This is a genomic window from Paenibacillus sp. FSL H8-0315 (genome assembly GCF_038005365.1).
GTDB classification, from domain to species: domain Bacteria; phylum Bacillota; class Bacilli; order Paenibacillales; family Paenibacillaceae; genus Paenibacillus_AQ; species Paenibacillus_AQ odorifer.
Window position 1 is genome coordinate 4,480,441 of sequence record NZ_JBBOTA010000001.1, and the last position, 21,997, is coordinate 4,502,437.

At 45.7% G+C, this 21,997-nt stretch carries 19 protein-coding genes and 2 other annotated features; of the genes, 15 read left to right on the plus strand and 4 right to left on the minus strand.

The window, feature by feature from the left end:
• Positions 1-2 precede the first annotated feature (2 nt).
• From tsaB to MHB56_RS19430, 4 genes are all read left to right on the plus strand, one after another.
• Positions 3-833, plus strand: coding sequence for a tRNA (adenosine(37)-N6)-threonylcarbamoyltransferase complex dimerization subunit type 1 TsaB (gene tsaB, locus MHB56_RS19415; protein ID WP_076129228.1), 831 nt, complete (start codon positions 3-5; stop codon positions 831-833).
• Positions 830-1,354 (plus strand): ribosomal protein S18-alanine N-acetyltransferase, encoded by a 525-nt coding sequence (gene rimI, locus MHB56_RS19420; RefSeq protein WP_036676521.1) that lies wholly within the window; start codon positions 830-832, stop codon positions 1,352-1,354. Before tsaB ends, rimI begins: the two co-directional genes overlap by 4 nt.
• On the plus strand, positions 1,351-2,400 hold the full coding sequence (gene tsaD, locus MHB56_RS19425; protein WP_076099403.1) for a tRNA (adenosine(37)-N6)-threonylcarbamoyltransferase complex transferase subunit TsaD: 1,050 nt from the start codon (positions 1,351-1,353) through the stop codon (positions 2,398-2,400). The genes rimI and tsaD overlap by 4 nt, the downstream gene beginning before the upstream one ends.
• Before the next feature lie 42 nt (positions 2,401-2,442).
• Positions 2,443-2,737 (plus strand) — a binding site (T-box leader).
• 52 nt (positions 2,738-2,789) lie between these two features.
• Positions 2,790-3,072 (plus strand) — a binding site (T-box leader).
• Between the two features lie 236 nt (positions 3,073-3,308).
• Complete coding sequence (locus MHB56_RS19430; RefSeq protein ID WP_036676518.1) at positions 3,309-4,844, plus strand: 2-isopropylmalate synthase; 1,536 nt, start codon at positions 3,309-3,311, stop codon at positions 4,842-4,844.
• 406 nt (positions 4,845-5,250) lie between these two features.
• On the opposite strand, the gene MHB56_RS19435 is transcribed toward MHB56_RS19430, so the two are convergent.
• Positions 5,251-7,191: an ABC-F family ATP-binding cassette domain-containing protein gene (locus MHB56_RS19435; protein ID WP_076129226.1), complete on the minus strand. Its 1,941-nt coding sequence runs from the start codon at positions 7,189-7,191 to the stop codon at positions 5,251-5,253.
• A 244-nt stretch (positions 7,192-7,435) separates the two neighbouring features.
• Between MHB56_RS19435 and MHB56_RS19440 the strand changes: the two genes are divergently transcribed.
• From MHB56_RS19440 to groL, 7 genes are all read left to right on the plus strand, one after another.
• Entirely contained in the window at positions 7,436-8,071 is a 636-nt protein-coding gene (locus tag MHB56_RS19440) for a 5-formyltetrahydrofolate cyclo-ligase (RefSeq protein ID WP_076129225.1), read from the plus strand.
• A 3-nt stretch (positions 8,072-8,074) separates the two neighbouring features.
• A complete protein-coding gene (gene moaC, locus MHB56_RS19445; protein WP_076129224.1) occupies positions 8,075-8,545 on the plus strand; it encodes a cyclic pyranopterin monophosphate synthase MoaC in 471 nt (156 codons plus the stop codon).
• Positions 8,546-8,630: 85 nt separating this feature from the next.
• Positions 8,631-9,116 carry a MogA/MoaB family molybdenum cofactor biosynthesis protein gene (locus MHB56_RS19450; RefSeq protein WP_036676512.1) on the plus strand — a complete coding sequence of 162 codons (486 nt, stop codon included), beginning with the start codon at positions 8,631-8,633 and terminating at the stop codon, positions 9,114-9,116.
• A gap of 139 nt (positions 9,117-9,255) precedes the next feature.
• Positions 9,256-9,498, plus strand: a complete 243-nt coding sequence (locus tag MHB56_RS19455) for a twin-arginine translocase TatA/TatE family subunit (protein WP_036676510.1) — start codon at positions 9,256-9,258, stop codon at positions 9,496-9,498.
• Between the two features lie 143 nt (positions 9,499-9,641).
• A complete protein-coding gene (gene tatC / locus MHB56_RS19460; RefSeq protein WP_076129223.1) occupies positions 9,642-10,409 on the plus strand; it encodes a twin-arginine translocase subunit TatC in 768 nt (255 codons plus the stop codon).
• Between the two features lie 512 nt (positions 10,410-10,921).
• Complete coding sequence (groES, locus tag MHB56_RS19465) at positions 10,922-11,203, plus strand: co-chaperone GroES (RefSeq protein WP_036676506.1); 282 nt, start codon at positions 10,922-10,924, stop codon at positions 11,201-11,203.
• Positions 11,204-11,281: 78 nt separating this feature from the next.
• The gene (gene groL, locus MHB56_RS19470) at positions 11,282-12,913 is read left to right on the plus strand and encodes a chaperonin GroEL (protein ID WP_076129222.1); all 1,632 of its coding nucleotides are present in this window, start codon (positions 11,282-11,284) and stop codon (positions 12,911-12,913) included.
• A gap of 138 nt (positions 12,914-13,051) precedes the next feature.
• On the opposite strand, the gene MHB56_RS19475 is transcribed toward groL, so the two are convergent.
• On the minus strand, positions 13,052-14,029 hold the full coding sequence (locus tag MHB56_RS19475; protein WP_076129221.1) for a tRNA dihydrouridine synthase: 978 nt from the start codon (positions 14,027-14,029) through the stop codon (positions 13,052-13,054).
• Between the two features lie 264 nt (positions 14,030-14,293).
• Between MHB56_RS19475 and MHB56_RS19480 the strand changes: the two genes are divergently transcribed.
• From MHB56_RS19480 to MHB56_RS19495, 4 genes are all read left to right on the plus strand, one after another.
• A complete protein-coding gene (locus tag MHB56_RS19480; RefSeq protein ID WP_248547907.1) occupies positions 14,294-16,876 on the plus strand; it encodes an S-layer homology domain-containing protein in 2,583 nt (860 codons plus the stop codon).
• A 140-nt stretch (positions 16,877-17,016) separates the two neighbouring features.
• On the plus strand, positions 17,017-18,225 hold the full coding sequence (locus MHB56_RS19485; RefSeq protein ID WP_036676501.1) for an MFS transporter: 1,209 nt from the start codon (positions 17,017-17,019) through the stop codon (positions 18,223-18,225).
• Between the two features lie 296 nt (positions 18,226-18,521).
• The gene (locus tag MHB56_RS19490; RefSeq protein WP_248547906.1) at positions 18,522-19,499 is read left to right on the plus strand and encodes a ring-cleaving dioxygenase; all 978 of its coding nucleotides are present in this window, start codon (positions 18,522-18,524) and stop codon (positions 19,497-19,499) included.
• Positions 19,500-19,516: 17 nt separating this feature from the next.
• Entirely contained in the window at positions 19,517-20,122 is a 606-nt protein-coding gene (locus MHB56_RS19495; protein ID WP_038568951.1) for a flavin reductase family protein, read from the plus strand.
• Positions 20,123-20,189: 67 nt separating this feature from the next.
• Here the strand turns inward: MHB56_RS19495 and MHB56_RS19500 are convergent, their stop codons facing one another.
• The gene (locus MHB56_RS19500; protein WP_341143886.1) at positions 20,190-21,098 is read right to left on the minus strand and encodes a DMT family transporter; all 909 of its coding nucleotides are present in this window, start codon (positions 21,096-21,098) and stop codon (positions 20,190-20,192) included.
• 186 nt (positions 21,099-21,284) lie between these two features.
• Complete coding sequence (locus MHB56_RS19505; protein ID WP_036676495.1) at positions 21,285-21,824, minus strand: NADPH-dependent FMN reductase; 540 nt, start codon at positions 21,822-21,824, stop codon at positions 21,285-21,287.
• Positions 21,825-21,997 lie beyond the last annotated feature (173 nt).

Sequence of the window (21,997 nt, forward strand, 5' to 3'; positions counted from 1 at the left end):
AAATGACGAACGAGAATACAGAGCCGCGCAAGCGGCTTTTAGCGCTGGATACATCAACTGCCGTATTGGGGGTTGCAGTGACCGAGAATGGAGAATTATTGCATGAAATTAATGCTTCCGGTGAACGGAATCATTCGGTGCATTTGCTGCCGATTATAGAGCAGGCGCTGCAAGCTTCGGGAACAACCGTTGCTAATCTGGGCGGGATTGCGGTTGGTGTGGGCCCGGGATCTTATACGGGAACACGGATCGCGGTTACCGCTGCCAAAACACTGGCTTGGGCATGGAATGTCCCGGTAGTTGGTATTTCGAGCCTGCATGCTGTGGCATGGGGTGGGTATGAAACAGCCCTTAAGAATAAGACGACAGCAGAGTCAGGACAAGCCACTGCGAACAGTGGCTACGGTCCAGACTGGATCATTCCACTGATGGATGCGCGTCGGGGACAGGTCTACACAGGATTATTCGCAGCGGATGGGAATAGTTCTCTTAGCCGCCTTGAACCAGATGCCATCCGGTTGATGGCCGACTGGGTGGAGTACTTGGCAGAACGTTTACAACAGGCTTCAGCTGAAGGAACTAAACCAGCTATTCTATGGTTTGTTGGAGAAACCGCTGTACATGGCAGCGAAGAATCACTACATCCGCTGGCGGAACTCGGCACTTCTGTAGCTATTCCATATGAGCTGGAGGGCCGCTGGACAGGCTTCCTTGGTGAAGCCCGGCTGCAAGTAGAGAATGATGATATTCATAGCTTGATCCCTAACTATACTCAGATTTCGGAAGCGGAGGCCAATCTGCGGTTAAGTAGTAAAGGAGGCTTAAAACGATGACGGAAGTGGAATCATTGAGAGCACAAGAGGCTGACCTTGTTTTTCGTCTGATGAAGCTGGAGGATATTCCGGACATTCTTATTATTGAGCGCGAAGCCTTTACCATGCCGTGGACGGAGGAAGCTTTCCGGAATGAGCTGACGCATAATCATTTTGCTAAATACATGGTCATGGAGCTGGCAGGTCATATAATTGGCTATGCTGGAATGTGGGCTATCGTGGATGAGGCGCATGTGACGAATATTGCCTTACTCGAAGCTTATCGTGGACGTAAATGGGGGGAGCGCCTGTTGGAGGAGTTAATGAATACAGCCTCTTACGTAGGCATGAAATCCATTACGCTTGAGGTGCGGGTATCCAACGAGGTAGCTCAGAATTTATATCGTAAAAAAGGCTTTCGTTCTGCCGGTACGCGCAAAGGATATTATTCCGATAATCGCGAGGATGCACTCATTATGTGGGCGGATCTACCGGAGTATAAGGAGCATGGCTATTTGGAAGGAAGCGTGGACTTGAAATGAAGACAGAAACGGGCGCAGCTCAACCTGTACTAATACTTGCTATAGAGACCAGTTGTGATGAAACCTCGGTGGCCGTGGTCAAAAACGGATCAGAAGTGTTATCCAACATCATCTCGAGTCAAATAGAGACACATCGTGCTTTTGGGGGCGTGGTGCCAGAAGTGGCTTCCCGTAAACATGTGGAGGTAATTACGCTCGTAATCGAGGAAGCGCTCGCCAAGGCAGGCGTTACACCCGAACAATTGACTGCGGTAGCGGTGACTCAAGGCCCGGGTTTGGTGGGAGCTTTACTGGTCGGGGTAGTAGCGGCTAAAAGCCTTGCTCTTGCATGGGGCAAGCCGTTAATTGGCACGCATCATATTGCAGGCCACATCTATGCTAACCGCCTGGTTGCAGAGTTGCAGTATCCATGTATGACACTAGTGGTGTCAGGTGGACATACGGAACTGGTTCATATGGAGCGTGAGGGTGAGTTTCGAATTATCGGCCGCACGCGTGATGATGCTGTAGGTGAAGCATATGATAAAGTGGCTCGGGCGCTAGGGTTCCCTTATCCCGGCGGACCCCATGTAGATCGCCTGGCACGCGAAGCGACGGAAGTTGTTGCATTGCCGCGGGTATGGCTGGAGCCGAACTCTTATGATTTCAGCTTCAGCGGTCTAAAATCGGCGGTGCTGAATGTGGTAAATCAGAGCAAAATGAAAGGTCTTGAACCCAATGTCGCAGGCATCGCCCGGGGGTTCCAAGAATCCGTAGTTGAAGTGCTGGTGGAAAAGGCGGTACGCGCCGTTAAAGCCACTAACTCCAGACAGTTATTGCTCTGTGGGGGGGTCGCTGCTAATGGCGGACTCCGCTCGGCATTAATTTCGCGCTGTGAAACGGAGGGCATTGAACTTATTATTCCTCCACCGGTGTATTGCACGGATAATGCGGCGATGATTGGAGCGGCTGCATACGTGAAGTGGCAGCATGACGGTGGAATACCGCTGGATATGGTAGCTGACCCTGGATTCTCACTGGAACAATGGTCTGTATCTGCCTATTGACATCATTTGGAGCTAACGAGTATAATCAGTTCAATTAAACAAGCAAACGCGATGAGCGGAAGTAGTAAGGATACTCTGGGATAAGAGAACTGCGGGTGGGTGCAACGCAGTCGAAGGAGTCCTGAACTCGTCTGGGAGCGGAGCGGTGGAAGCATTACTGGCAATTGTCGCCGGAACGTTTGTACACCGTTTACGGGTAACCTCCGTGATAGGGTGGTCTAGTACCTAACATACTGGACCGTAGAGTGGATGTTCAATTGGAATCGGCAGGAACTTAGCCGATACAGAGCATCAACAAGAGTGGTACCGCGAAGGTTAACAGCCTGTCGTCTCTTGAATGAGATGGCAGGCTTTTTTGTATGGATTTAGAGTGGTGAGTAATTTATATAATACACGCTAAGAACGGGAGTAGTAGAGTTTGACGGTGAACAGAGAGCTGCGGGTTGGTGCGACGCAGTCACCGGATTTCTTGAAGCTCGCCCGGGAGCGGAGCGGCGGAACAAAGAGTACGCTGCCTACGGCTGTCCTCGTTATCGGACCTTTCCGGATTTAAGCTGGCATGCCAGCTTGAACCGGGAAGAAGAGCTGGACGCAGCTTTGAGGCTTGTTATTAGTGACAGCCGATGCGTCAAAAAGAGTGGTACCGCGGAGGGGTAACCCGCCGTCTCTTTATTAGAGACGGCGGGTTTTTGCGTTCTTGTAGAAGAAGTCCGGGGAATGGACTCAACGCTACATAAGACGCCAAAAGTGAACACTCTGCACATTGTGCAGAGATTCATTTGTTTCAGCTGCCGGCAGCAGTGGGTGGGAAATGAGCAGAACCGCAAGTCGACGTGTGGTTCTGCGCTGAAGCATAGGATAGAGATAAGGCATCCAATTACATGAAAACAAAACTAGGAGGAATTCAGATGATTATTCCAGTTAAGAAACGTATTCAAATTTTCGATACGACCCTGCGTGACGGTGAGCAGGCCCCTGGGGCTAGTCTGACTCCTGAACAAAAAATATTACTGGCCTATAAGCTCGCTGATCTGGGTGTTGATGTAATGGAGCCGGGGTTCCCGGTATCGAGTCCTGGAGATTTTGCAGCGGTGCAGACGATTTCGCGCAAGGTGCGCAACGTGGAGATTTGTGGTTTCGCGCGGGCCGTAAAAGGAGACATCGATGCTGCAGTCCGGGCGACTCAAGACGCTGAACGTCGGCGGATTCACTTGTTCATCTCCTCTTCTGATATTCATTTGCAGCATCAACTGCGTATGAGCAGAGCTGAAGTCGTAGCTAAAGCGCGCGAGATGACGGCTTATGCGCGACAATTCTGTGATGTAGTTGAATTCACGGCCATGGACGCTGCGCGGACAGGGATTGATGATCTGATTGAAATGGTTGAAGCAGTTATAGAGGAAGGGGCCTCCATTATTAACCTGCCGGATACAGTAGGATACGCATTGCCACATGAATATGGCGAGATGTTCCGGAGAGTGCGGCAGGGAGCAAGAGGCGGCGGCAAGGTCAGCTATAGTGCCCACTGTCACAATGACTTGGGGCTGGCTGTAGCTAACAGTCTGGCAGCGATTGATGGAGGGGCGACTCAGATAGAAGTCACCGTGAATGGTGTAGGCGAGCGCACAGGGAACTGCGCACTGGAAGAGCTTGTTATGGCGCTCGAAACCCGCGGCGATGCAATCGGTGCAGAAACAGGCATCGTGCTCGATAAACTGTATGATACTTCACGGCTGATTAGTGGAGCGATGCATTTTCCAATCGCCTATAACAAGCCGGTCGTCGGAAGAAATGCCTTCCAGCATGAATCCGGGATTCATCAGGATGGCCTGCTCAAGGATCGTAGTACCTATGAGATTATGGATCCCGAACGGCTGGGCATCCCCCGCAGCATGATCATTCTGGGCAAACATTCTGGCAGACATGCGCTGAAGGATCGGGCTGCGAAGTATGGAATAACGCTGGAGCCTGCGGAGCTGGATGCACTTTATGAGTCCTTTAAAGAGACCGCTGACCGTCAAAAGGTCGTCAGTGATGACCAGCTGCTGCAAATGGTAAGCAGTACAACTGGACAACAAGCTCAGGTCTATGAGCTGGGTGAGGTTCAGGTATTGGCGGGCAGTGCCCAGCGCCGTGTAGCTGCAGTTACGGTACGCCATCTGCAGACTGGCCGGGAAACGTCACATACCAGCACTGGTGAAGGCCCGCTTGAAGCGATTATCGCCGCTATTGGGCAAGGGATTGCTGAGGAGATAGACTTTGCAGGACTCGAGCTTCATTCGCTTGGAAGCGGAGAGAATGCGCAAGCAGAAGCAGCGGTGATGGTGGAGTGGGAGGGCCTTAAATTCAGAGGCACGGCCACTCACCAAGATATAATTATGGCGGCAGGCATCGCTTATATCGCAGCCTGTAATGCTGCCCTGCTCTCTACACAGATTGTCTAAAATACGACGTGCCCGCTGTCAGTTTAGGAGATAGCGGGTTCTTTTTTAGCATAAAATCAGTCTTGTAAAATGGGGTTACGTCTTTTGTCAAGTTGTGGACAACGTTATCCACATATTCTGCCTGAGTTGTGTAAAAAGTGCGTAAAATCAGCAATAACGGCTTTTTTCAAAATGCTCTAATAAACAATTTTGTTGGCAATGAAACACTGTGAGAATTGTGGATAATGTGGATAGATCCGTGGATAATAATTCCTTTTCCTTGAAAATACCGATTTAACGCATAAAAAAGACCCCGAAGGGTCTTTTGAAGTAGGGAGTTATACACGGAACCTGTGTATAGAGCTGTGGATAACTATTTATGAACAAATCTAGAACGATGAAAAAATATTTATAAGGAGGATTTACATTATTCGTCAGCAAGGATTTCCCATTCGCTAAAGAAATCTGTCAGCTGAGATTTTTTGTTCTTCAGGTCCTCTTCATAACCTTGAAGTGCTAAATAATCCTGATAAACTTCAGGTTTAGTCATTTCATGCTCTATAAATACGATTGATTCTTCAAGTGAGGCGATGTTCTCCTCAAGCTCTGCGATACGCCGTTTGCGGTTACGCTCTTCACGCTTAGCCTGCTTGTCTGCTTCAAAAGAGGTTACAGCGCTTTTTTCAGGTACAGCAGCGTCCTTATTGACGTTTTTAGTAGCTAGTTCAGCGGCATCTTTTGCAATCTCTTCTAATTCTCGTTTCTTCTCGACATAGTCATCGTAGTTGCCGAGGTATTGGTCGATCCCTTCGGGATGCAGCTCCAGTACCCTTTCAGCCATTTTGTTCAAAAAATAACGGTCATGGGAGATGAACAGCAGGGTGCCTTCGAAATCAATTAAAGCAGATTCCAGAACCTCACGGCTGACCAGATCCAAATGGTTGGTAGGTTCATCGAGAATTAGCATATTTGCACCGCGGAGCATTAGTTTAGATAAGGAAACCCGAGCTTTTTCGCCGCCGCTGAGTGCGGAAATCTTCTTAAGAACATCCTCTCCGCTAAAAAGGAAATTACCAAGGATCGTACGAATTCTGGCTTCCTCGATCATTGGATATTCACTCCACAGTTCTTCCATAACCGTATTTTGTGGATTAAGGCGGGTCTGTTCCTGATCATAATAAGCAATTTTTACTTTAGTGCCCCAATTCACCGTTCCAGCAGAAGGCTCACGGGTTCCGGTCATACACTGCAGCAATGTGGATTTACCGATACCATTGGGACCGATCAGGGCAGCAGTCTCCCCGCGACGAAGCTCAAAAGAAGCGTCCTTGAATAAAGGTGAACCTTCATTAAAGGCAACCGCAACATTGCGCACTTGAAGCACCTCTTTTCCAGACATGAAGTCTGGCTCAAAGGAGAAGCTAGCCTTCTTCAGATCACCCATTGGACGATCTAGACGATCCATCTTCTCAAGCGCTTTGCGTCTGCTCTGCGCACGTTTTGTGGTGGAAGCCCGGACAATATTTTTCTGAACGAAATCCTCCATTCGAGAAATTTCATCCTGTTGCTTCTCATATTGCTTCATCCGTGCTTCATATTCGGCAGCCTTCAAATCTACATAACGACTGTAGTTACCCGTATAACGCCGGGACTGGTGCCGCTCGATCTCTACAATAGTGGTCACGAGACGGTCTAGGAAATAACGGTCATGGGATACAACCAGAATCCCGCCAGCATAGCTGCGGAGGTAATCCTCCAGCCACGTTAACGTTTCGATATCCAGATGGTTAGTAGGCTCATCCAGCATCAGAAGATCTGGAGCCTGAAGCAAAATACGGGCCAGCGCGAGCCGGGTCTTTTGGCCTCCACTAAGGGTAGAAATGGGTGTATCTGGTGGGAAATCACTGAAGCCCATGCCGTGTAGGACACTGCGAATCCGTGTATTCATTTCATAGCCGCCGTGGTCCTTGAACCAATCCGAGCGCCGCGCATATCGTTCAAGCAGTTCTTCGTACCGCTTGGGGTCTTCCGCGAGCTTAGGATCAGCAATACTTACTTCTAACTCTCTCAGCTCAGTTTCGGCTTCGATCAGCGGAGCGAAGACCGCCATCATTTCTTCATGAATGGTTTTGTCAGATTGCAGTCCGCTATTCTGAGCTAAATATCCGATTGTTGTTTCTTTTGATTTATGAATTTGACCGCTGTCATAAGACATCTCACCGGCCAGAATTTGTAGAAAAGTTGATTTGCCGGCACCATTCACACCCACTAGCCCGACACGTTCCTTTTCATTTACCTGTAGGCTTATGCCATCCAGTACGTTCTGTATACCATATGATTTAGTAATTCCTGTCGCTTGAAGAAGCATAACGATGAAACCTCCACCCTTGCATATTTCGCCTTGGTATTTATCCCTCAGCCGTATGAACAACTTATTCTATAGTTTACATGAAAAGCGTTTCCCAAGCGAGGGTTCGATCTAATGTAAGGAGGGAATAACGACCTAGTCCGATAACACAGTTCTATCCACCTTGGCGAACCGGGGAGAAGAGTGGTAAACTGGATTTACAAACAAGGATAAGCTAGGGATGAATAAGAGGGGGAGGCCGACAATGTCCAGCAAGGAGTCGGAGATCTCCAAAGTAAAGCAACAATTACGAACCGAGAAGACCATCGCCCGAAACGAGCTGTCTTCGGACCAGAGAAGTAAACTATCATCTGAAGTCTGCCACTATGCATTGGAGTGGCTGGAGACGAAGGGTATAACTTCACTAATGGCCTATGTGTCTTTTCGTTCAGAGCTTGATACCCGCCCACTTATCACACAGGCGTGGAAAGATCAGCGTAAGGTGCTGTTGCCGCGTGTAATTCCAGCAAGCGGTGAAATGAGTGTCCACGCGGTGAATGCATGGAGCGATTTAGAGCCGGGGGCTTATGGTATCCATGAACCTATTGTCTCCAGCAGAGATTTATTAGAGATTGAAGAGATTAAGCTACCTGCTGTTGTGTTCGTACCAGGGCTAGCATTTGATCTTCAAGGCGGCAGGCTTGGCTACGGTCGAGGATACTATGACCGGCTACGTGCGTCTTGGGAGAAAGCCGGGTACGTTAGCGCACAGCCCCCGATATGGATCGGGTTAGCTTACGGCATGCAGTTGGTTCCAAGGGTGCCGATGGATGAGCATGATGCTTTAATGGACATGCTGATTACTGAAAATGGTATAGTGCACTGCCGAAAAGGAGAGTGAGCCATGGAATTGACCCATTTCAACGAGCAGGGAAGAGCTCGTATGGTGGATGTGAGTGAGAAGGAGATTACGAAGCGGACAGCTGTCGCGCGGAGTATGATCAAGATGGCTGCTGGAACGCTGAGCGCCATTAAGAGTGGCAAGATCAGCAAAGGTGATGTCCTTGCTGTTGCACAGATCGCCGGGATTATGGCGGCTAAGAAGACGTCAGACTGGATTCCGATGTGCCACCCGCTGCCACTTACCGGTATTGATATCAGCTTCTCCGATAACAGCGAAGATGAACTTTATATAGAAGCAACAGTCCGTACTACAGGAAAAACCGGAGTAGAGATGGAAGCCTTAACCGCTGTTTCTGCCTCAGCACTAACGGTGTACGACATGTGTAAGGCTATTCAGAAGGATATGATTATCGGACCGACGCTTCTGGTATCTAAGAGCGGGGGCAAGAACGGAGATTATGCGCTCGAATAAGTATCAGCTGCTTTTGTTCGAAGCGCTGAGGCGAGCAGGCTGAACTGTACAGCCAACTATACATATAGAGAGGAAGGACAAACCTATGGCGTGGAAGACAGCAATCCTAACGGCCAGTGATAAAGGGGCCAGGGGCGAACGGGAAGACACGAGCGCCCAGGTTATTCGGGAGCTGGTGGAAGAGGAACTAGGTGGCGAGATCATTGAATATCGAATCGTTCCCGATGAACAAGATGAGATTATCGCAGCCTTGATTGAACTGACGGACTATTTTCAGGCAGATTTGGTACTGACCACCGGAGGCACAGATCTGGCGATTCGTGATGTGACCCCGGATGCTACTCGGCGAGTGGTAGAACGGGAAGTGCCTGGGCTCTCAGAAGCTATGCGAAGCACAGTGATGCAAAAAAACCGTGCAGCTATGCTTTTTCGTGGGATATGCGGCATTCGCGGTCGCACGTTGATTGTCAATTTACCTGGAACGCCGAAGGGTGTTCATGAGAATCTGGCAGCTATTATGGATCAATTACCGGAAGCACTGCTCATGGTAACTGGCCAATACCGCCAATAACCCTTTGTCATCTTCTTGTCACGTCACAATGATAATCTATTTATAGAAGAAAGTGGATGTAACTGTGACATAAGTTATGGTATTATTAAATTAAAGTAAACGATACCATGAACGGACAGGTGGACAAGGAGGAATAATAATGTTTAGTGGAATTGGTACTCCTGGTATTATTTTGTTGGTCATACTGGCACTTCTGCTCTTTGGCCCAAATAAACTGCCAGAGCTAGGCCGTGCAGTTGGACGAACCTTCCGTGAATTTAAGGAAGGCGCGCGTGAAATCATCGGGGATAATGAACCGGTGAAGAAGAGCGAAGCTCCTGTGCCGACGGCCCCGCAAACGGTCGCTGCAGATATTCCTCAGGACAAACGCCTGCCGGAATAATAGAAGATCTTTCAATGGGGCATTCTCAGGAGTCTACTAGACTTGAGGAGACGCCCCTTTTTCTTTGCTTTCCGCAGCAACGGACACTGCTTTGAAGAAAGTTAGTGTTATCTTTTTTACTCTTGTCATGGGATGGTGTCTGGATGTCTCTGAAATCGGAAGAAATGTCGGTGGTGGATCATCTCACCGAGCTGCGCAAACGGATTATTTATGTGTTAGTCGTATTTGTCCTTGGATTAATTGGCGGTTTATTTTGTGCAAAGCCTATTTACGATTATTTGATTAGCACGGACCTGGCGCAAGGTTTTGTTCTGCATGCATTCTCATTCTGGGATGGCATTGGGATGTACATGAAGATCGCGATGGCCGTTTCGCTAGTGATTTCTGTCCCGTTTATTGCCTACCAGCTGTGGGCATTTATCAGTCCGGGCCTGCGGCCGGAGGAGCGAAGTGCGACACTTCGTTATGTTCCCTATGTGTTTGTTCTTTTCCTTATCGGTCTTTCTTTTGCTTATTATATTGTTTTTCCAATGGCACTCTCGTTCACGATCTCAATTACCAGAAGCATGGGACTGGAAGAGACCTACGGGATTGCACAGTATTTTAACTTCATGTTCAGCCTGGTATTGCCGCTGGCATTGCTGTTTGAACTTCCATTGCTGGTGATGTTTCTGACCAAACTAAGAGTACTCAACCCGCTACGCTTGCGTAAAATGCGTCGGTACGCCTATTTCACGCTTGTTTTTATTGCTGTAGTTATCACGCCCCCGGATTTTATCTCAGACTTTCTGGTGACGATTCCACTGCTCATTTTGTATGAGTTCAGTGTATTTTTATCTGCATTTGTCTATCGCAAGCAACTTGCTGCGGACGCGGCACGGGATGAACGGTATGTTCAGAAGCAGGAGTGAGGAGAGAGGCTGCCGCTAAGTAGATTTTCTACGAATGTGGCAGCTTTTTTGCTATAAGTTGATTTCATTAGTTGGATTGAATACACTTAGTAAGTAATTGTTATCGATCGATCAGGATCATTAGATGCAAAGGTCTAACCATTCTAGCAACGTTCATATCTATAAGGGGTGAGAGGAAAGCGCTGGAATCCTACGCATATTTTCAAAACCCGTGGATACAATGTAATAGAGTGTGTGCTTGGACAAGCATTGAAACGTATTTTTTTGCGAAAACTAATACGAATTTGTGTAAAAAGACTTGAAATCCGGGCTCAAGTTGAGTATCATAAAAATTGTTGTTAGCACTGCACGCTGTTGAGTGCTAACGCTCTTGAAAAATAGGAGATGGGCTGGAGATTAGCAGGGTTCCATTGATATTTTTCAAGAACATCACAGCATTCTAAGTTTGACCGGTAAGTTCTAAACTATGTTTTGAAGCAAAATAACATAATTTTAAAGGAGGCTATTTTTTCATGATCAAACCATTAGGTGAACGCGTATTGGTGCTACCGAGCGAGCAGGAGGAAACAACTTCATTCGGGATTGTGCTTCCGGACTCCTCGAAAGAAAAGCCACAAGAAGGAACTATTATTGCAGTAGGCAGCGGAGCTTTGAAAGATGGAGTACGTGTAGCACTTGAAGTTAAAGAAGGCGACCGTGTTCTTTTCTCAAAATATGCAGGAACAGAAATCAAATATGAAGGTAAAGAATATTTGATTATGAAAGAAAGCGACATTCACGCGATTCTTGACTAAGCAAGAGTCGATCATAAGCTAAATCTAAACTACTTAAAGTAATATGATATACAAAAAATTCTAGGAGGTAATTACACAATGGCTAAAGAAATTAAATTCAGTGAAGAAGCTCGCCGTTCTATGCTTCGTGGTGTAGATGCTCTGGCAAACGCGGTAAAAGTTACACTTGGACCAAAAGGCCGCAACGTGGTGCTTGAGAAGAAATTTGGTAGCCCACTCATCACTAACGATGGTGTAACGATCGCTAAAGAAATCGAACTTGAAGATGCATTCGAGAACATGGGTGCTCAACTGGTTAAAGAAGTTGCTACTAAGACTAATGATGTAGCCGGTGACGGTACTACAACTGCAACGGTTCTGGCTCAAGCTATGATCCGCGAAGGTCTGAAGAACGTAACTGCTGGTGCTAACCCAATGGTTATCCGTAAAGGTATCGACAAAGCGGTTCGTGCAGCTGTTGAAGAATTGCAAAAAATCGCTAAGCCTATCGAAGATTCCCAAGCTATCGCTCAAGTAGCTGCTATCTCTGCTGCTGACGATGAAGTAGGTCAATTGATCGCTGAAGCTATGGAAAAAGTAGGTAAAGACGGTGTTATCACTGTTGAAGAATCCCGTGGATTCGCTACTGAGCTTGAAGTAGTAGAAGGTATGCAATTCGACCGTGGTTACATTTCCCCATACATGATTACTGATACAGACAAAATGGAAGCTGTTTTGGAGAATCCATACATCTTGATCACTGATAAAAAAATCAGCAGCACTCAAGAAATTCTTCCATTGCTTGAAAAAATCGTTCAACAAGCTAGACCGCTTGTTATTATCGCTGAAGATATCGAAGGCGAAGCACAAGCTATGCTGATCGTGAACAAACTGCGTGGAACATTCAACGCTGTTGCTGTTAAAGCTCCTGGCTTTGGCGACCGTCGTGAAGCTATGCTGCAAGATATCGCTGCCCTGACTGGTGGCCAAGTGATCACTGAGAAGCTCGGTCTTGATCTGAAGAGCACTTCCATTGAACAACTGGGTAACGCACGTCAAGTACGCGTAACTAAAGAAAACACAACAATCGTAGACGGAAGCGGCGACAAAGCGGACATCAATGCACGCGTAAGCCAAATCCGTGCTCAACTGGAAGAAACAACTTCCGAGTTCGACAAAGAGAAATTGCAAGAGCGTCTGGCTAAATTGGCTGGCGGCGTAGCCGTTGTCAAAGTTGGCGCTGCAACTGAAACTGAACTTAAAGAGCGCAAACTTCGCATCGAAGATGCCCTGAACGCAACTCGCGCAGCGGTTGAAGAAGGTATCGTATCCGGTGGGGGTACAGCTCTTGTGAACGTATATAACGCTGTTGCTGCTGTAGACGTAACTGGCGACGAGAAAACTGGCGTTAACATCGTGCTTCGCGCGTTGGAAGAGCCAATTCGCACCATCGCAGCTAACGCTGGTCAAGAAGGTTCCGTAATTGTGGACCGCTTGAAAAAAGAAGAAGTAGGTATCGGCTACAACGCTGCTACTGGTGAATGGGTGAACATGTTCGAAGCGGGTATCGTTGACCCTGCTAAAGTAACTCGTTCCGCGCTTCAAAATGCTGCATCCGTAGCTGCTATGTTCTTGACTACTGAAGCAGTTATCGCTGACAAGCCTGAGCCTGAAAAAGGCGGCGGCATGCCAGATATGGGCGGCATGGGTGGAATGGGCGGCATGATGTAAGGAAATCATTATCGAAGCAATTCGATGATGAGTTTCCTTGAGAGGAAACACCATTTGACCACATAGTACAAAAATGAGAGACCTTTCATAAGTTCATTGAACTTTTGAGAGGTCTCTCATTTTTTTTGTGGGTATAATTTAATCTAATTCTTGCTCTAAAACAGTTTTTACTAAACGACGTACTTCATCAGTTGATCTTGTATCCATTAATTGGTTTCTTAGTTCGCCTGCACCTCTAAATCCACGAACATAGATTTTGAAAAAGCGAAGAAGTGGTTTAAATAAACGTGGCTCAAGTTCATTTGAATATTTATCGTGAAGATCCAACTGTAAAAGAAGTAAATTGAGAAAATCCTTCGCGCTGTGTTCTTTAGGTTCTTTTTCAAAGGCAAATGGATTGGTGAAAATGCCGCGGCCAATCATGACTCCATCAACGCCGTATTGTTCTACTAATTTTAATCCTGTTGCGCGGTCAGGAATATCTCCATTAATAGTTAACAACGTATTTGGAGCAATTTCATCGCGTAATTTTTTTATTTCAGGGATTAGTTCCCAGTGTGCCTCTACTTTACTCATCTCTTTTTTTGTACGAAGGTGAATGGAAAGGTTCGCAATATCTTGTTTCAATATATGTCCTAGCCAGTCGCGCCACTCGTCAATATCAGAGTATCCTAATCTTGTTTTAACACTAACCGGCAATCCACCTGCTTTTGCTGCTTGAATAATTTCTGCTGCAACTTCAGGATGTTTTATTAATCCAGCACCTTTTCCATTCGATGCGACGTTTTGTGCTGGGCACCCCATGTTTAAATCGATACCACGAAAACCAAGTTTTTTCATATCAATGCTCATCTGTTCAAAAAATACGGGTTTATCACCCCAAATATGAGCGACAATCGGTTGCTCATCTTCTGTGAACGTTAATCGACCACGTACACTGTCTTTTCCTACAGGGTGACAATAGCTTTCTGTATTTGTGAATTCTGTGAAAAATACGTCGGGTTTTGCAGCTTCACTAACGACGTGCCGAAATACAACATCTGTGACATCTTCCATGGGCGCTAATATAAAAAACGGCTTCGGTAAATCAAGCCAAAAGTTTTGTTCGTTACTCATATTATCTCCTCTTGTTGTAATATATAAAAACGATATAAGGATAGCAAAGTCCTATACCCATCATACATAGTATCATTTTTTTTCGTTTGATGCACAGAATCAATGATATGAGAATGTTCATCCACGGCTATTTGTTTATAATCTGTTTATTGATACTTGTTATAATCCTGTAGATGAAAAGTTTGTAATATAAAGTCGAATCGTGTTAACGAATCGATTATAGACAAACGACATAACGCATCCAAAGAACAGGGGGATAAGCAAGTGAACAAAAAGCAATGGATAAGCTCTATATTGGCTGCTGCTGTATTATCAAGCCCTATCATTATGCCGACCAAAGGATCGGCAGCGGCTTCCTTTATTGATATTGATGGCTCATATGCAAAGAAAGCGATTGTTGAGCTATTCGATCAGGGGATAGTGACTGGTGTCGGAGAGAGTAAGTTCTATCCTACGTCGAATATTACAAGGCAGGATTTTGCAATTATTTTAGCAAAGACATTAAAGCTGGATGTTTCAAACCCTCCTGCACTGCCAACCTTTCTGGACGTTCCCACAAGCAACTACGCATACAGCTATGTAGAGGCAGCTGTCAAAGCCGGATTGATTAAGGGTACAGGCAGTAATCTTTTCGGTACGGGGCAAAATTTATCACGTCAGGATATGGTCGTCATGTTCGTGAGAGCATTGGGAGTCAATCCTACGGGTAAAGCTGGAACTTTGCAATTTGCTGATAGTAGCCAAATTGCTGATTATTCCAAAGATTTTATAGCTGCTGCTGTGGAATATGGATTGATTACCGGATATAATAATTTTTTTAATCCTGATGCCAAAGTAGATCGTCAGGCCGTAGCTCTAGTAGCCTCTAAGTTTCTGAAGTTTAAGGAGAACGGAAACACTGAGCAGCCCGCCTCCACCCCAACTGCTCAACCGAGTAAAGAGCCGGTAACAGTGCCTACTCCTGTTGTTGGAGGGTCTTCCTCTTCGCAAAGTGAGCATAGCAGCAATTCAGATACAAATGCACCTATGGTTGAAAGTACCAAGTTCGAGGCGATCGATAACTACAACGGGACACAAGATCAGCTTCGCGGGTTAGCGGGAGCCATTGGCGAGCAAGGAGCAGCGGTACAAGCCTACCTGTGGACGGATGCGAATGAGAACGGTGAAGTAGATGCCGATGAGTTAGGAACAGCCATCGCATTAGGCACCAGCGAAGCAGACGGATCTGTGAGTGCGGCCAATATTGGGGATCTGAACGCAGGAACGTATCGTTTCGTGATTACCGCTAAGGATTCATCCAATAATGAATCAGCGAAGAACGCTGCACATGCGGTTACGGTGACCTTAAGCAAAAACGAAGTTCCGGATACGAGTGCACCAGTAGTGGACGCAACTAAGTTCGAGGCGATCGATAACTACAACGGGACACAAGATCAGCTTGGCGGGTTAGCGGGAGCCATCGGCGAGCAAGGAGCAGCAGTACAAGCCTACCTGTGGACGGATGCGAATGAGAACGGTGAAGTAGATGCCGATGAGTTAGGAACAGCCATCGCATTAGGCACCAGTGAAGCAGACGGATCTGTGAGTGCGGCCGATATTGGGGATCTGAACGCAGGAACGTATCGTTTCGTGATTACCGCTAAGGATTCATCCAATAATGAATCAGCGAAGAACGCTGCCCATGCCGTTACGGTGACCTTAAGCAAAAACGAAGTTCCGGATACGAGTGCACCGGTAGTGGACGCAGCCAAGTTCGAGGCGATCGACAACTACAACGGGACACAAGATCAGCTTCGCGGGTTAGCGGGAGCTATTGGCGAGCAAGGAGCAGCGGTACAAGCCTACCTGTGGACGGATGCGAATGAGAACGGTGAAGTAGATGCCGATGAGTTAGGAACAGCCCTCGCATTAGGCACTAGTGCAGCAGACGGATCTGTGAGTGCGGCCGATATTGGGGATCTGAACGCAGGAACGTATCGTTTCGTGATTACCGCTAAGGATTCATCCAATAATGAATCAGCGAAGAACGCTGCCCATGCGGTTACGGTGACCTTAAGCAAGAACGAAGTTCCGGATACGAGTGCACCAGTAGTGGACGCAACTAAGTTCGAAGCGATCGACAACTACAACGGGACACAAGATCAGCTTCGCGGGTTAGCGGGAGCCATCGGGGAGCAAGGAGCAGCGGTACAAGCCTACCTGTGGACGGATGCGAATGAGAACGGTGAAGTAGATGCCGACGAATTAGGAACAGCCCTCGCATTAGGCACCAGTGCAGCAGACGGAGCTGTGAGTGCGGCCAATATTGGGGATCTGAACGCAGGAACGTATCGTTTCGTGATTACCGCTAAGGATTCATCCAATAATGAATCAACGAAGAACGCTGTACATGCGGTTACGATTGAGCTTGTTAATGGTGTTCTGACCACACCTACGGTTACTAGCTCTATATATGGCTTTGACGGAGGCGGCGGTTCAAAAACAAAACAACTGATAACGGGTTCTACACAATCGCGCATTCGCTTCGACTTTTTCTCGGGAGAAAGCTTTACGAATGCTGAAATTCAGGTAACGCTGGAAGGCATGATCTTTACCACAAACGACTATTATACCATTAGTGGATGGACACATCCGACGAGTGATCAAATTAGCAATAATGGGCATACGTTAACTTTCACAGGAAGTAACATAGGTGTTTCGGATATCGCTTTTGAACTTCATAATAAAGTGATGCCGGCACCCGGGACCTATCTCATTAAGTTCAAAGCAGATGCGGATGGACCTGGAACAGCCAGATCTTATTCCGAGGAACAAGTCATTACCTTAATTATTTTGCCACCGGCTTAAAAAAGAAGCTTCTCATGAGTTCTTTGAACTTGTGGGAAGCTTCTTTTTTATGAAAAATAGGATTGATCAATATAGTCTAAATGAGTATTATGAGTAAGGTATGTTCATATAAAATAGAGATAAACAGGATGGAGAGCACCATGAAAACAACACGTCAGAACGCATTGATTTTCTCGTTTACTTTTATGGCTTTTATTCTGGGTACGACGGAGTATATTATTGTTGGTTTACTCTCTGAAATATCCTCAAGCCTCGGAGTTACGCTTGCGACAGCCGGGGGATTGGTATCTGGCTTCGCGATTTCTTATGCCATTGGCACACCAATTATGATGTCCTTGTGCAGCCGTGTTCCGAAACGGATTACGATTCTTGTATCACTTGTATTGATTTTACTGCTAAATTTGTGGAGTGCTGTAACTGGAACTTACAGTATGCTGCTGGTGACTAGAATAGTTACTGCCATACTATGTGGCTTTGTTCTTTCTGTAGCCATTACGGTAGCGAATGAAGCGGTTGATCAGGAGAAGAGAGGCAAAGCGATTGCTACAATTTTGAGTGGTTTTGCTATTGCGAATGTTTTTGGTGTGCCGATCGGTACTTTCGTCGGGCAGTTTTTTAATTGGCCAGCAGCGTTTGTTCTGAATGGGATATTAGCTGGAGTTGCCATAGTCCTAAATTATATCTATATTCCACGCCAATTACCGAAACCTGTGCCTAGCTCACTCAAGGATCAGATCGGATTGCTCACAAACGGCCGCATTATTCTTGCATTTCTCATTCCGGTTACGGCAGTGGGAGCCGTATTTGTGATGTACACTTACATTACACCTATACTGGAGCAAGTCATGAACGTTCCTAAAAGCTCAGTTAGCGGTGTGCTGTTTGTATACGGAATTGCCACGATTGTCAGCAACTGGATTGGTGGCAAGGTTGCGACCGGGAATGCGGTTAGTAAGCTGAGATTCGTGTTCCTTATCCAAGCTGTGGTCTATGTTATCTTTAGTATGACCGCATCTGTTTCCATTCTAGGAATGATTGTGCTAATGGCTCTAGCCATGATGTCGAGTATTGTGAGCGCCCCTGCGCAGCTCTATTTGATTGACTTAGCTAAGCAGTTCTCACCAAAAACGAAGGATCTTGCTGCCTCATTGAATCCAGTAGCCTCAAACCTGGGAATTGCAGGCGGGTCCGCGATCGGTGGAGTGGTTGCCGGGCATGGAGGATTAATCTCTCTTCCTGTAGCTGCTGCCATCCTGGCGATATTGGCCTGTGTGATTACGTTGATATGTTATAAGATGGATCATCAAAGCCAAGCAGCGGTCATCACTCAGCATCATAACTTAACCTAATGAGATGATATAAAATATCCCGGCTTCATACGAGTTCATTGAACTTGTGTGGAGCCTTTTTTATATGGAAAGCTTCAAAGCGTTGACTTCCTACAGATTCAGTGCTAAACTTATCTTAAGTTAAAGATATTTAAAGTGAAGATAAAAACTCGATGCTATCCACCAAAGAGCTTGTACAGTAGAAAAAGATTTTTTTTTAAGTAATATCTTAACATTAAGATAATTAAACTAAACCTTTTTGTTCTTGGGAATTATATTACGAGTCAAAATCAACTAAACATTAGGAGTGTATAACAATGAGAAACTTAAAAGGGATTCACCACGTTACAGCCATCACAAGCAGCGCAGAGAAAAATTACGAGTTTTTTACTTACGTGTTAGGTATGCGTCTAGTGAAGAAAACAGTTAATCAAGATGATATTCAGACGTATCATTTGTTTTTTGCAGATGATAAGGGCAGCGCCGGAACAGATATGACCTTCTTTGATTTTCCTAACATCCCTAAAGGGGTTCATGGAACTAACGAGATTGCGAAAACATCCTTCCGGGTACCAACAGATGCTTCATTAGACTACTGGGTTAAGCGTTTTGATCGGCTTGCAGTGAAGCATACCGGCATTAAAGAGCAATTCGGCAAAAATACATTATCTTTCGTAGATTTCGATGATCAACAGTATCAACTTATTTCAGATGAATTGAATAAAGGTGTCGTATCAGGTACACCGTGGCAAAAAGGGCCTATCCCTTTGGAGTATGCAATAACTGGCTTGGGACCGATCTTTGTACGAATTGCTGACTTCAACTATTTCAAAGAAGTATTGGAGAAAGTGATGTTGTTTAAAGAAATTGCTCAGGAAGAGACGTATCATTTATTTGAAGTTGGCGAAGGCGGAAACGGTGCACAAATTATTGTAGAGCATAATGAGTTCTTACCGAATTCACGCCAAGGTTTTGGGACTGTTCACCATGCTGCTTTCCGTGTAGAGGATCGTGCGATGCTGGACGAGTGGACAGAGCGTTTTGAAGGCTTTGGATTCCAAACTTCAGGATATGTAGATCGTCACTTCTTCGAGTCGTTGTATACACGTGTTGCACCACAAATATTGTTTGAGCTTGCCACTGACGGGCCAGGATTTATGGGAGATGAGGAATATGAAACCGTTGGCGAGAAGCTTTCATTGCCACCTTTCTTGGAACCTAAACGTGAGCAAATTGAGAAGTTAGTCCGTCCTATTGATACCGTTAGAAGTACGATCGACTTTGTGAAAGAGTGAAGAAGGGGCTGAGGAAATTGATTTCAATTGATCCCAAGCACAACAGTGAGCGGGAAAATTACAAATTATTAATTGGCACTATTATTCCTAGACCTATAGCCTTTGTCACAACACAATCAGAAGAGGGTCTCTTAAATGGTGCACCTTTTAGCTATTTTAATATCGTTTCGTCCAATCCTCCAATGGTTTCATTGGCAATTCAAAGACCAGCAGGGCGTTTAAAAGATACAGCCCGTAATATTTACGATAATCAACAGTTTGTTGTGCATATTGTAGATGAGGAGAATGTTGCGAAGATCAATCAGACTGCAGCCACATTACCTGCTTCTGAAAGTGAAATTGAACTGGCGAATCTTACACCGATTCAAAGTACAAGTGTTGCTGTGCCTGGCGTTTTGGAGGCGAAGGTGCGGATGGAGTGCAAGCTTGTTCAAGCAATTCCTCTAGGTGGCGAAGAACCTGGGAGTGATTTGTTTATTGGCGAAATTGTTCAATTCCATATCGATGAATCGATCTATCAGGAGGGGCATATTGACCCGAGAGTTCTAAACGCTGTGAGCCGTTTGGCGGGAAATAATTACGCAACCCTTGGAGAGATTTTTACAATAGATAGGCCGGAATAAGCAACTATAGAATAGACCTGCTAGTAAGCAATGAAGCCTACTTAGCAGGTCTTTTTGTGTACCGAAGCTACAGCTCGTCCGCAACCCCCAACAAAGCAATCCCTAGAATCACAACGATAATAACGGCATATTGTGCCTTGCTTAGTTTTTCTTTGAGGAAGATTCGCGATAATATTACGGAAAAAATGCTGTATGAAGCAATAAGTGGTGCCGCGATAATCGCGTTGCTGGACATAGCAAATACGTAGAAGAATTGTCCGGTCGTTTCCAGAATGGCTGCGAAGCCCTTATCCCGTTCTTTAAATAGGTTGAACTTTACCTTTTCAAAAAATTTCAGGTATGTAAAAGACAAGATGGCACATATAAAGAAGGTGTATTCATACGCGAGCAGAGCTGCTTTTTCACTAATCAGACTAAGTTCATCCAAATAAATAGCATCGGCAAAGGTGCCAAGTCCATCGATTAGGCAGTATAGGATTGGAAAAATGATGGCGATCACGCCAATCTGATATTTTTTATCAATCTGTGTGGTGCTGTTTTGAAGCGTTTGGTGTTCTGCTCTCTTTTCCAAGATGGCGATCCCGATAATGCCCAAGGTGATAACGGCAACACCAACGATTTCAAGCGCCCCTAGCTCATGGGTGAAAAAGATAAATAATAATATCGTCGTTACAGCGCCAGATGAATTTTGTACGGGGGAGGCAATGGATAACTCAATATATCTGAGTCCAATATAACCAACTGCCATCGACAGGATATAGAGTGCAGACACAGGGAAATATCGGATTAAGTCCATAGGATCAAAGGTTAATCCTTGAATGAGCATATAAGCTGTTGCGTGAATACCCATGACTATCCCCACGATAATGACAATCTTAATATGGCTATACCGATCCTGACTATCGGTCCCCTTTTTATAAAATAAGTCAGCCCCTCCCCAAGCGAAGGCTGTTAATAATGCAAACATAAACCACATAATCATTGCTCCTTGCTGTAGATTAAAATCCCCGCCGATTATACCAGATTAGATTCTACACAGGGTGCTCATTTCATCACACATAAAAAATACACCCTCTAGAATCGACCGGACAAACCAAAGGTTTATCAAATGTCTATTCTAAAGGGTGTACTTCATAACATAACAGAGGGGTAAGGCGCTATCTTAACGTAGAGTTTTCAATGCGCCACTCCAAGCCAAGACTTGATCCAGCATCCCATTAAGATTGGTAAGATGCAGATCCGCTGGTTTAAACACAGTTCCGTTCTCGAAATCAGTGAACAGTGACAATGCAGGGTGTACACGAACGTCTGCTACAGATAGTTCTCCCAAGATTCCGCGTAGATGTTCAGCTGCACGAGCGCCCCCTACGGAACCATAACTTACGATACCTGCTGCTTTATTATTCCAAGCTTCACGGGCATAATCGAGCGCATTTTTCAGTGATGCAGAAATACTGTGGTTATATTCTTGTACGATAAATACGAAACCGTCTAGTGTAGCGAGTTTAGTGTTCCATGCTGTTGCTTGTTCAGTTGCATCAGCCTCACCCAATAGTGGAAGCTTGAAATCTGCAATATCTATGATCTCATAATTAGCATCCCCGCGTGCATCCGCAATCTTTTTAACCCATTCTCCTACTTGCGGGCTTAAACGACCTTGACGAGTACTTCCGAGAATAATACCGATGTTTAATTTTGACATTGTTTGTTCCTCCTCAATTTTTGTTCTACCAAATAGTTTGTCTAGAAATCCCATGAAGTACACAACCTTTAAAAATTATTTATCTCAAGAGTAGTAAACTCTGGTTGTCTTTAAGTTAAGTATCTTTAAGATGAGATAATAATACCGCACATAGTGTGCTTTGTCAAGCAACT